We start from the raw sequence: 11,977 nt of genomic DNA, 5'->3' as shown, positions 1-11,977 counted from the left end.
ACTTTAGCATAAGACATTTCTAACCGCAGGATCTTTATAGATTGCCACTACATCGTATTGAAGAAGAGGTAAGTCCGGCAAGTACGTTAGATTATCTTCGTACTCTTTGGGGATTGGCATTTCTTTGGGATAAATTGCCATACCATGACCTAAAACAACATTTGCAAGTGCAGCGTCAAAGCTATCAAGATAAATGATTTTGTTGTATTCAATTTTCATTTTAGCTAAAATATTGCGAATTTTCGTTTGAACATCGTTGTCATCAGTAGCCGACCACTTTTGCAGAAAAAGTGGTCGCTTTTTTACTTGCTTTTTCATAAGGCAGCCGTGTTCATCAAGGTAGTTATGACTAATAATAATGCCAAAATTTGCAGTTCCAATATTTTGCGAATGAATATTCTTAATTTTGCTAACAGCGGTTGAAAAACCAATCAATACATCATAATCATTAGCATCTAATTTGGTAATACTATCTGAAAAATTTTCGGTATCAAGTTGTATAGATAGCTGTTGGTTTTTTTGTTTTAAAGTCTGAGCAAGTTTAATCGTCCAATAGCTAAATCCACGCAGATAGTGGATGCGCAAAGTATGGTAAGTGTTGTTTAACTGAAAAGCTTTTTCTCCAAACTCATAGTAGGTTTTCATTAAGGGCACGGCATAGTTATATAAACTAATTCCTGCAAAAGTGACTTTGAAGTGCGAAGTTGAACGATCAATCAGTTGAACATTTAACTCTTTTTCCAAATTTTTAATAGCGTTACTGATAGCAGTCTGAGAAACAAAGTTTCTTTTTGCTGCCGGTGTAAATCCTTGTGTTTCAACGACATCAATAAAGTACTTAATTGATAATAAACTATATTTCATCGTGTTTTTCTTTCTCTTATAACTTTAACTAATAAGTTATTACCATTATATGTTAGCGCTTTCTAAAAAGCGAGGGTAAAATTCAAAGTGTAACAGATGTTACTTTATTCGCTGTCTAAATACTATCAAAAAGGAGAAGCAGAAATGGCTGAGAAATATATTTTAGCGATTGATGAAGGTACTACTAGTACGCGCGCAATCATCTTTGACCATTCCGGAAAAAAAGTAATTGATTCGCGTAAAGAGTTTCACCAATACTTTCCTAAACCTGGTTGGGTAGAACATGATGCCAATGAAATTTGGAATTCGGTACTGTCCACGATTGCTAACTCATTTATTAATTCTGACATTAAGCCGAATCAAATTGCTGCGATTGGAATTACAAATCAGCGGGAAACCACAGTTATTTGGGACAAAAAGACCGGTTTGCCAGTTTATCATGCAATTGTTTGGCAATCTAGACAAACTTCTGATATTGCTGACAAAATTATCACTGATGGCTATCAAGACATGATTCATGAAAAAACCGGTTTGATTCCAGACGCATATTTCTCGGCAACCAAGATTCGCTGGATTCTTGACCATGTTCCAGGTGCTCAAGAGCGTGCTGAAAAAGGCGAGTTGCTTTTTGGAACAATTGATTCTTGGCTTGTTTGGAAGTTGACAGGCGGCAAAGTACATGTGACAGACTATACCAACGCCAGCAGAACCATGTTGTTTAATATTACTGAGTTGGATTGGGATGATGACATTTTAAAAATGTTAAACATTCCGCGGAAAATGTTACCTGAAATCAAATCCAATTCAGAAATTTATGGTAAAACGGCGGAATATCACTTCTATGGCAGTAAAGTGCCAATTGCTGGAATGGCTGGAGACCAACAAGCAGCATTGTTTGGTCAGCTCGCTTTTGAACCTGGTATGGTCAAGAATACTTATGGTACAGGAGCTTTTACTGTAATGAATACAGGAGAAAAACCAAAGTTCTCTGCTAATAATTTACTAACTACGGTTGCTTACGGTGTCAATGGCAAAGTAAATTATGCTCTTGAGGGCAGTATTTACGTTGCCGGTTCAGCAATTCAATGGCTACGCGATCAGCTTGGAATTATTGATGATGCGCCGCAGTCAGAAGCAGCGGCTCTAAGATCAAAAGACAACAATGAAGTTTTTGTTGTTCCAGCATTTACTGGCTTAGGAGCACCGTATTGGGACTCAAATGTTCGCGGTGCTGTTTTTGGATTAACTCGTGGTACAACAAGTGATGACTTTACTAAAGCCACTTTACAGTCTTTGGGTTATCAGAGTCGTGATGTTATTGACACGATGCACGAAGACACCAAAATTAAAATTCCTAAACTGAAAGTTGATGGTGGCGCTGCTAACAATGACTATTTAATGCAGTTTCAAGCCGATATTTTAGGAATTGAAATTGAACGGGCAGCAAATTTGGAAACCACCGCATTAGGAGCTGCTTTTTTAGCAGGATTAGCCATTGGCTTTTGGAGTGATTTTGATGACATTAAGAAAATTCAAAAAGACGGCAAAATCTTCAAACCTCAAATGGGTCCTAAGGAACGAGAACACTTATATACTGGTTGGAAATCCGCTGTTAAGGCCGCTCAGAGCTTTTCATATACTCCTTATCAAAAGTAAGTATTTAATTTTAAAAGGAGAGAAACAATGGCTTTTTCAATTACAACAAGAAAAGATGAGATTAAACGTCTAAAAAATGAAAAACTAGATTTGTTAATTATTGGTGGTGGAATTACTGGTGCTGGCGTTGCTCTTCAAGCAAGTGCTGCCAAAATGAAAACGGGCTTGATTGATATGCAAGATTTTGGTGGCGGCACTTCATCTCGATCAACTCGGCTTGTTCACGGCGGTATTCGCTATCTTAAAACTTTTGATGTTCAGGTGGTTTCTGACACGGTTAAAGAACGGGCGATAATTCAACACATCGCTCCACATATGACACAACCAGATCCAATGATTTTACCAATATATAATGAGCCGGGTACAACTTTCACAATGTTTTCTGTAAAAGTGGCGATGGACTTATATGACCACTTGGCTGGAATAGAGGGCGATTCACCATTGATGAAGTACTCCAATTATGCAATTGATCGTGCTGAGACATTAAGGAGAGAACCGCAACTGAATGCTAAAAACTTAGAAGGTGCAGGAGTTTACCTTGATTATCAAAATAACGATTCAAGATTAGTCATAGAAAACGTCAAAAAAGCTCATGACCTTGGTTGTTTAGCGGTTAGTCGTCTAAAAAGTATCAAAATTTTACATAATGAAGATAAACAGGTTAATGGTGTCCGTGTTCACGACAACTTGACCAATGAGGAATTTAATATTTATGCTGACCTTGTCATTAACACCTCTGGTCCGTGGTCTGACTTGGTTCGTGAAGAAGACGAACTGATTTATAAAAAGCCACGTTTACGTCCGACTAAAGGCGTTCACCTTGTAGTTGATCAATCGCGCTTAAAAGTACCACAACCAACATATTTTGGTTCTGGTACGGCTGATGGCAGAATGATATTTACGATTCCAAGAGAAGGTAAAACTTATTTTGGAACAACTGACACTGACTTTACAGGAGATTATGCTCATCCAACAGTTGAACGCAGTGATGTTGATTATTTGCTTAATATCATTAATAGAAAATATCCAAGTGCTCACCTTACAATTGATGATATTGAAGCCAGCTGGGCTGGTGTACGACCGCTGATTGAAGTTGAAGAAGAAGAAAATATCGCCGCCGCTGCTGATGCTTCCACTGGAGCAAGTGTTTCTGATAGTACTTCAGCTCCGTCAGCTGTATCTCGTGGTAGTTCACTAACTGAGGCTGATGATGGTCTTATTACTCTTGCTGGTGGTAAGTTAACTGATTATCGTCTCATGGCAAATGGTGCAATGGAGAAAATTAGGAAAGACTTTCACGATAAGTTTGGTAAAGATTTTGTTTTACAAGATTCAGCCAAAATTAAAGTTGCTGGCGGTGATTTTGATGCCGATAATGCGGAAGAGGAACTAGCAGCTATTGCCAAACGTGGAACTGCAGTTGGAATTGATATTGATGATGCAAAAGAAATTGCTAATTTGTTTGGTTCAGATGCTGAGCAAATTTATAACCACGCTAAGGAAATCAAACCAGCAGATGGCCTTAGCTTAGGGGAAACTGCAGCACTTGACTATTCACTTGCTGAAGAAATGACCCTAACCCCAGTGGATTACCTTTTGCGCCGAACATACCATATTTTGTTTAAAAACGACACTTTAGATCAAATCAAAACTGGCGTTGTCAAACATATGGCGGATTTCTATAGCTGGGATAAGGCGCAAGAAGAAAAATATGTCCAAGATTTGAATAAAGAGATTTCAGAGTCTCGATTGGAGGGAATTAAGTAAGAAAAGTAAATTTTATTAAAAGATAGTAAATTACCCCTGAAAAAACCTATTAGATTTTATTCTAATAGGCTTTTTTGATGTCAGAAATAAATGACAAGTTATTGTATTTTACTTTAAAACAGGTAAAATAAAAAAATCAAAATTTTTTATATTTGAAAAATGGTTTTAAATCGAGAGAGCAAAAGTTTAAACTTATTATGAGGTGTTATATATGGAACCAATTTTTTTAACGCCATACTTTAGACCAAAAATTTGGGGTGGTCGAAAATTAAAAACAATCTTTAACTACGATATTCCGGACGGCCAGGTCGGTGAGGCTTGGGTTATCTCGGGATATAAGGATGATGCTTCTACTGTAACAGATGGTGATTTTAAAGGACAGTCTTTGCGAACCCTTTATCGCAATCATCATGAGCTATTTGGTTATCCTAAAAGTAAAGAATTTCCTTTATTAGTGAAATTCCTTGATGCTAACGATAATTTGTCTGTGCAAGTTCATCCTGATGATGATTATGCTCGAAAGGTGGAACATGATCGCGGTAAAACCGAAAGTTGGTATGTCCTGCAAGCGGATCCCGGATCATATTTAATTTATGGGCATACTGCTAAAACACGTGAAGAACTGGCAGACATGATTAAAAAAGGCAAATGGGATAAATTATTGCGTAAAGTGCCAGTTAAAACGGGTGACTTTTTCTATGTACCTGCCGGAACTATTCATGCCTTGACTAAAGGAATCTTGGTAATCGAAACACAGCAATCCAGTGATGTTACATATCGCTTGTATGATTATGATCGTGTCGATAATCAAACAGGTAAAAAGCGCGAGCTGCATACCCAAAAATCAATTGATGTTACCACTGTGCCGCATGTTGATCCTCAACTTGATATTCAAGTAAAAGAAGATCAAGATGCTGAGATTAAGACTTTAGTTCAACCACCGGTTTCGCCGCACTTTTACTTATGGCAAGTTGATTTAGCTGGTAAATGGGAAACCGGACTTAATGGTCATCCGTATAAGTTAGTTACGGTGATTGAAGGATCAGGGCAGTTAGAGCTAGGTTCAAAAACATACAATTTAGCAAGAGGAATGAACTTGATTATTCCTAATCAAATGAAGAACTTTACTCTTACTGGTAAAATGAAACTGGTTATTTCTGCTCCTGGAAATGAAGAATAATCAACTATTTAGAGGAGAATAAGTATGATTTATATCGCTTTTGGATCGATTATTATGGTTGTTGGGTTAATATGGTTAATTAGCCCGTCCAAGAAGCCTAATCCATTATACGGCTACTATTCATACTTAGCTCAAGTTAATAAATCAAGTTTTCAATTTGCGCAAAAAAGAGCGAGTCTGTACTTTCTTTTATTTGGAGGAATCCAAATCTTGATTGGATTGCTGATTCACTTTTTAAAATGGGACCGCTACTTTATTTTCTGGCTTCTCACTTTTTATCTTTTTCTGGTGTTTTCAATTATGGCTACAGAAAAAGACTTAAAAAAGTTTTTAATTGACCGTCACGAGTTACCTGGAGATTATATCGATCCTGATAAAGTAAAACATGAAAGAACTAAAGGATTTAGGGACAAAAAATGAAACTAAATATTTTAATGGTAGAAGATGATAAATCAGTTGCTGAAATGATGAGCATGTTTTTTAAAAAAGAAGGCTGGACCAGTGACATTGCGGAAGATGGTGTGCAAGCTGTAGAGAAATTTGCTCAAAACCCCCGCCAATATGACTTAATTACCTTAGATTTAAATTTGCCCAAAAAAGATGGTATTCAAGTAGCCAAAGAAGTGTGTGCAATTTCGCCGACTATTCCGATTATCATGATTACTGCTAGAAGTAGTGAAGCGGAGCAAATTTTAGGACTGGGTGTTGGGGCTGATGATTACATATCAAAACCATTTAGTCCACTGGCTTTAATTGCAAGAATCAAAGCGTTGCAACGACGGATTTCTATTGAAGATAAACAAAAAGACGCGGCAGCAGATGAAAATTCGGAGTCTTTTGACGTTGTTACTGATCATATGAAAATCTCGAAAACCAGGCGAGAGGTCTTCTTTGGCGGTAAAGCCGTAGATAATATTACTCCTAAAGAATTTGATTTGTTATACACGATGGCGCAAAAACCTAAACAAGTATTTTCACGTGAGCAGCTGCTTGAGTCCGTTTGGGGCTATGACTATTTTGGTGAAGAAAGAACAGTTGATGCTCATATCAAGAAATTAAGACAAAAGCTTGAAAAAGTTGGTGCAGATGTTATTCAAACGGTCTGGGGCATCGGCTATAAATTTGATGATTCGCAGGTTAGAAAATGAAGTTAATTTTTCAACATATGCTTAGCTTCTTGCTAATCATTTTAACTACTGTGGCAATTATTGGCTATTCGGAGATTGCTTATGTAACTAACCAATCATATACGCAGAATTACGAGCGCATGCAAGACTATGCTTCTTCGCTTGGAAGTCTTGCGGCTACTGATAAAAAGAATGGAACGTTTTTGCTTAATTCAGCTTTTTTGTCCCAGTTGGAATTTGTACTGCATGGTGATGATATCTTTTTACGGGTTTACGATTCAGAAGGAAGACAGATTTATCCCTCAACTTCTGAAGATTTGCGCTTAGCTTCGGACGTTTTTGGCATTCTAAAGCAGGGTCAAGAAATTCAAATCAAGAATAACAATAATTCTCATACATACTTGGGACATACTAAAGACTCATTTACTGGAGTGTTAGTGCCTTGGATGCTAGATAATAAACTAATTGGTGCTGTTTGGATGGGTGCAAAGGTTAAAAGTGTTGAGCGGCCAATTGAGATGGCCAAACAGAACTTGATTAACGCTTTTATTACCGTTTTGATTGTTGGTATAATACTAAGCCTAGCTTTGTCATACTATACGACAAGTAAAATTAAACGATTGACTGTAGCGACTCAAAAAGTAGCTAAGGGTAATTTTGATGTGCAACTTGACTATAGGGGCCATGATGAAATTGACCAACTAGCAGCAAACTTTAACCAGATGGTGCGCACCCTTAAAAAGTCAGATGATGAAGTTAAAAGCCAAGAAAAAAGACGAGATCAGTTTCTCGCTGACGCTGCACATGAAATGAGGACGCCTTTGACAACAATCAACGGAATCTTGGAAGGACTACAGTATGATGCTATTCCAGAAGAATCCAAGCCAAAGTCAATTGCATTAATGAAGCGGGAAACTAAAAGACTGATTCGTTTGGTCAACGAGAATCTTGATTTTGAAAAAATCCGCAATAATCAAATTAATTTAATTAAGACAACTTTTAATGCTCGGAAAGTTCTAGACGATGTATATACCCAGCTTTCTCAAAATGCTGAAAAAGCTAATGATAAAATAGAAGTACAAGCTCCAACTGAATTACCGATTTATGCTGACCGTGATCGTTTCACACAAATAGTGGTTAACCTAGTCCAGAATGCAATTCAGTTTACGCAAGCGGGAAATATTAAGATTTCTGGGCGTCGTGTTGCCAACGGTACTGAAATCTCCGTTAGTGATAACGGTATGGGCATGAATGAAGACCAGATGAAATATATTTTCGAAAGGTTCTTTAAGGCTGACCCTTCAAGAGCGCGAACGGGTACCGGAGAATCAGGCCTTGGGTTATCAATCGTTTCTTCATTAGTTAAACAGCATGGCGGAGAAATTAGCGTAGAGTCACATCCAAATGAAGGCTCAAACTTTAAAATTACAATTTTTGATCAAGGTCATGAGCAATATATTGCAAAATAAAAAACACTTCTATAAACAGAAGTGTTTTTTATTTATGAAAAGAATTACTTTTCTTTATCGGTTGTATCTTGCCAGATTTTCGCTGCTGCAGGTATTTTTCCTAAGTCAGTCATATTGTCCTTATCGACAACAATTAAGTTATTAGGGCCCGAAGCCAGTTTATTAAAGCTGTCTAAACTCTGGTTTCTGAAGTAACCCTCACTGGCCGCAGCCAAACTAGATTGTAGTTGACTGATGCGATACGCCTCAGCATCAGCTTCAGTTTTTACGGCTTCTGCTTTGGCTTTGGCTGTGGCAATTAAAGCTTCATTTTTGGCTTTAGTAGTAAGCTCAATGTTCTTGGCTTCTCCTTCAGCTTTTTCTATTGCAGCAATCTTTTCACGATCTGCTGTTAATTGCTTGTCCATGGCTTTTTGAATTTCTACACTAGGTAGTAATTCGTCAATGTTAACCCGGACAACCCGAATACCATATAAATCTGTTAAGTCACCAATTGCATCAGCCAATTGCGTGTTGATTTTACTGGTAGAACCAAGGGCATCATTTAAGTCCATTCGACCGATAATATCTCTTAAGTGACCTCTAATTAGCTCAACCATTGATTTTACAGAATCGGTATTGTTATAAAAATACTTATATGAATCCGTGACTAAGTAATTTAAGGTCAAGCTAGTCGTGATTTCGGCATTATCTTTAGTAATAATAGAGTACTTAGATATTTCTGCAGGAAACATTGCCAAAGATACCCGACGCAATTTTTGAATAACCGGAATAATTAGGACCAAACCGGCTTTAACCGTCCGTGAGTATTTACCTAAGGTCTCGATTAGACCTTCATTATTTTGTGGTACCACACGGCAGCAAGATAATAGTAGCAGAATAATGACAACAATTAAGATTGCAATTTTCATTTAAAAGTACTCCTAAGTAGATATAAAAATATTAATAGGTTTGTTTTCTAATTATAAGACTTTTTCTTATTTTTACTAGACTTATTTTTCTTTTCCTCTAAATGGTTCTCAGAAACAGAATCTGGTATTTCAGTAATTTCTGTTTGTCTGCCTGACAGTTCGGGGGCATCAGTTTTATACAAATTGGTAGTGGATTTATGCCGTTTAGAAATCAGTGCAGTTGATTTATTCTTTAGCTTTGCCCTGAGATTTTCCATTTGCTGGAAGTTAGTTAAGTAATCATACTGATCAGGGTTAACTGGTTTAAATCCCTCAGGAGTGTAAAACCGAAGGAGGTTGTGATTATTCAACAGATCAGAGTACTTAAGCGAAATTCTTCCTTTCTTTGCTAAAGCAGCAATTTCAGTCTCTTCTTGTTTAGTATAGTTAATAATTTCCTTACCAGTTTTACGGTCATAAACCACACCTTTTTTCCCCTTACCACCAATTATGACATATTTTTGGCTAACGATTGTGCCATTTCGGAATACAACCCAGGGCTGATATTTAGGTGATAAAAGGTCATTACCGAATTGAATATACTTACGGTTTGAAATACCTAAGAGATGTAAAAGTGTTGGTAAAACATCGATCTCGCCAGCAACCTCATGTTTGATGTTGCCCTTCAAATTAGGAGAATAAATCATGAAAGGTACACGCTGCATCTGTACATTGTTATAGCTATTCCAAGTATCGGAACTTTCACCAACAATTGGAGCTAAAGTTTCATTTTCCGAATTGCTTAAGCCATAGTGGTCACCATAAATGACGACCATAGTATTTTTAATTAAGCCAGATTTATTCAGATAATTAAAAAATTCGCGAATAGACTGGTCGAGATAGTGAGCGGTCTGAAAGTAGTTGTTAATTGACTTGTCAGTTGTATCAGCTGTTTTAAAACTGGGATCAAGATCTTCTTCATCCATATCAAACGGAGTATGGTTAGTTACGGTAATAAACTTGGTGTAAAAAGGTTGTTGCATTCGTTCAAGATACTTGATACTTTCGGCAAACATAACTTTGTCCTTTATTCCGTAGCCAATGCGATCGCTGCGGTCAAAGCTGAAATAATTTTGATCAAAGAAGTAATTGTAGCCCATGTTTTTATATACGTCATCACGGTTCCAAAATGATCCAACATTACCATGGAAAACAGCCGAAGTATAGTTACCATTTTCCCGCAAAATTTGAGGTGCAGCTTGAAAAGTATTAGAACTCCCTAGCGCGGTAAACAAAGAGCCATCCGAGATACCAAATGTTCCTGTTTCTAGCATGTTTTCCGCATCACTAGTACGCCCAATACCAACCTGATGATAGAAGTTTGAAAAGCTCAGCGAGTGCTTATTATGGTAAATTGAATTAAGAAATGGCGTGACTTCTTTGCCGTTAATTTTCAAGTCAATTAAAAACTGCTGAAAACTTTCAAGGTGAATAACAATTACATTCTTGCCTTTTTCAACGCCGTAATATTCGGGATTAACCGGTAATTTGTTTTTACGCGTATAAGACAAAATTTTGTTGAGGTCTGCAGTATTAGCATTTCGATTAACTTGTTCCGTTTGTTCATTTTTGATGCCATCGTAAATAGTATAAGTGTCAATTCCTAAGTACTTAACAATATAGGAACGATCAAAAGTAGTCCCTAGAAGGCGAGGTCTAGATGATTCAGCTAAAAAAATGTTCAAGCTCAAGACCAATGCGCCAAAAGAGGTTATTGCAAATGGCGTGAGAAGCCCATACGACTTTTGTTCGATTTTAATTTTACGTGCAATTAAAAGACCGATAATAACGATAAGATCCAACCAAAGCAGCAAATCAGTAGGGTGAAGTAAGGCGACTGCACTTTTTCCTAATCCGGGAGCCACTTTGCCAGCATTAACAATTGTTTTAACTGTAATAAAGTCTGAGAACTGGCGGTAATTTAAAATATTAGCGAAAAGCAGGCCAGTATTGGCAAAGTCCATAAATAGCATGACACAATAGGAAACGATTGGCTTTGGAAAATAAAAACCAATACTAAATAACAGAATTGCCGTTCCAATTGGACTAATCCACATAATAATGTGCTGATATGGATCTGAAATGCCTAAGTTAAAGTCGTAATATGCCGCAAAAATATACTTTAGGGTAAATAAAACAACTAAAAGGCAAAAAAAGCCTGTACGAGTTTGAATAAAATTAATCAGATTTTTTTTCTTCAAAATGAACTCTCCTTATCTGATTATTTTAAAATTTTCATTCCTTTTAGACAATCTTTTCTTGATTGTTAGTCTTTTTTTAAGAAATAATTGTTCTAGATTGAGTATAATTTAAATGAACTCTATTTTAGGAACAAGAAAACATGATTTTTTTAGGACCACTTTATAACCTAATTGCCCGTTTGTATGCTACTCAAATAAATCATTTTGCTTTAATTAAGTTAGTTATGTTGGCGTTTGATAAGACTATTTTTTATTTTTTAGTCTTTATGGTACTCCGGTTAGTATGGTTAATGACAATTCATCGTCGCCGCACAATTAAATCTGAAGCAATGGTGTGGTTATTTGCCTTTTATATAATTTTATTGTTAATGCTAACTACGTTTCGAGATACATATTTCCCATGGCAACTTTCTCTGAACTTTCATCGACCGTTAAGCGAAATCAACTTAGTGTTTATGAAAGAAACTTGGAAAATGTTTTATGCGGAAAGTCGCCTTGATTTTGTTTATAACTCTTTTGGAAACATTATCTGCTTTTTGCCTTTTGGTTTTTTAGCACCAATTGTTTTTTCCAAAAAACAAACTTTTTTGCGAGTTTTGTTTGCCGGTATAGTTTTTTCAGTCTTTATTGAAGCAATGCAATTTCTATTAGCTACTGGAATCAGCGATATTGATGATGTTTTCTTCAATAGTTGTGGAGCAGTGGTGGGATACCTACTTTATGCAGTGTTTAAGCAAGCTAGGCGAAAGTCTTAAAACTATGC

The 11,977-nt window shown here is 36.7% G+C and carries 10 protein-coding genes; 7 read left to right on the top strand and 3 right to left on the bottom strand.

Annotated features, from left to right (window positions below):
• Positions 1–3: 3 nt before the first annotated feature.
• Positions 4–864 carry a LysR family transcriptional regulator gene (locus AC2JF9_RS02145; protein WP_500725091.1) on the bottom strand — a complete coding sequence of 287 codons (861 nt, stop codon included), beginning with the start codon at positions 862–864 and terminating at the stop codon, positions 4–6.
• Positions 865–1,008: 144 nt separating this feature from the next.
• On the opposite strand from AC2JF9_RS02145, the gene glpK reads away from it, so the two are divergent.
• From glpK to AC2JF9_RS02115, 6 genes are all read left to right on the top strand, one after another.
• Positions 1,009–2,520, top strand: a complete 1,512-nt coding sequence (gene glpK / locus AC2JF9_RS02140) for a glycerol kinase GlpK (RefSeq protein WP_500725090.1) — start codon at positions 1,009–1,011, stop codon at positions 2,518–2,520.
• Between the two features lie 27 nt (positions 2,521–2,547).
• The gene (locus AC2JF9_RS02135) at positions 2,548–4,287 is read left to right on the top strand and encodes an FAD-dependent oxidoreductase (RefSeq protein ID WP_500725088.1); all 1,740 of its coding nucleotides are present in this window, start codon (positions 2,548–2,550) and stop codon (positions 4,285–4,287) included.
• Positions 4,288–4,498: 211 nt separating this feature from the next.
• Complete coding sequence (gene manA, locus AC2JF9_RS02130) at positions 4,499–5,467, top strand: mannose-6-phosphate isomerase, class I (RefSeq protein WP_500725087.1); 969 nt, start codon at positions 4,499–4,501, stop codon at positions 5,465–5,467.
• 24 nt (positions 5,468–5,491) lie between these two features.
• Complete coding sequence (locus AC2JF9_RS02125) at positions 5,492–5,887, top strand: SdpI family protein (protein ID WP_500725086.1); 396 nt, start codon at positions 5,492–5,494, stop codon at positions 5,885–5,887.
• Entirely contained in the window at positions 5,884–6,615 is a 732-nt protein-coding gene (locus tag AC2JF9_RS02120) for a winged helix-turn-helix domain-containing protein (protein ID WP_500725085.1), read from the top strand. Before AC2JF9_RS02125 ends, AC2JF9_RS02120 begins: the two co-directional genes overlap by 4 nt.
• Positions 6,612–8,063, top strand: a complete 1,452-nt coding sequence (locus AC2JF9_RS02115; RefSeq protein WP_500725083.1) for a sensor histidine kinase — start codon at positions 6,612–6,614, stop codon at positions 8,061–8,063. Before AC2JF9_RS02120 ends, AC2JF9_RS02115 begins: the two co-directional genes overlap by 4 nt.
• Positions 8,064–8,107: 44 nt before the next feature.
• Here AC2JF9_RS02115 and AC2JF9_RS02110 read toward each other — a convergent pair whose 3' ends face one another.
• Both AC2JF9_RS02110 and AC2JF9_RS02105 read right to left on the bottom strand, forming a co-directional pair.
• Positions 8,108–8,974: an SPFH domain-containing protein gene (locus AC2JF9_RS02110; protein WP_500725082.1), complete on the bottom strand. Its 867-nt coding sequence runs from the start codon at positions 8,972–8,974 to the stop codon at positions 8,108–8,110.
• A 47-nt stretch (positions 8,975–9,021) separates the two neighbouring features.
• Positions 9,022–11,214 carry an LTA synthase family protein gene (locus tag AC2JF9_RS02105; RefSeq protein ID WP_500725080.1) on the bottom strand — a complete coding sequence of 731 codons (2,193 nt, stop codon included), beginning with the start codon at positions 11,212–11,214 and terminating at the stop codon, positions 9,022–9,024.
• A gap of 140 nt (positions 11,215–11,354) precedes the next feature.
• Between AC2JF9_RS02105 and AC2JF9_RS02100 the strand changes: the two genes are divergently transcribed.
• The gene (locus AC2JF9_RS02100; RefSeq protein WP_500725078.1) at positions 11,355–11,969 is read left to right on the top strand and encodes a VanZ family protein; all 615 of its coding nucleotides are present in this window, start codon (positions 11,355–11,357) and stop codon (positions 11,967–11,969) included.
• Positions 11,970–11,977: the final 8 nt, after the last annotated feature.

It is taken from the genome of Lactobacillus sp. C449L (assembly GCF_059900815.1).
The sequence above is the reverse complement of the archived record's forward strand: the minus strand, read 5'-3'. Positions and strand labels throughout refer to the sequence as shown.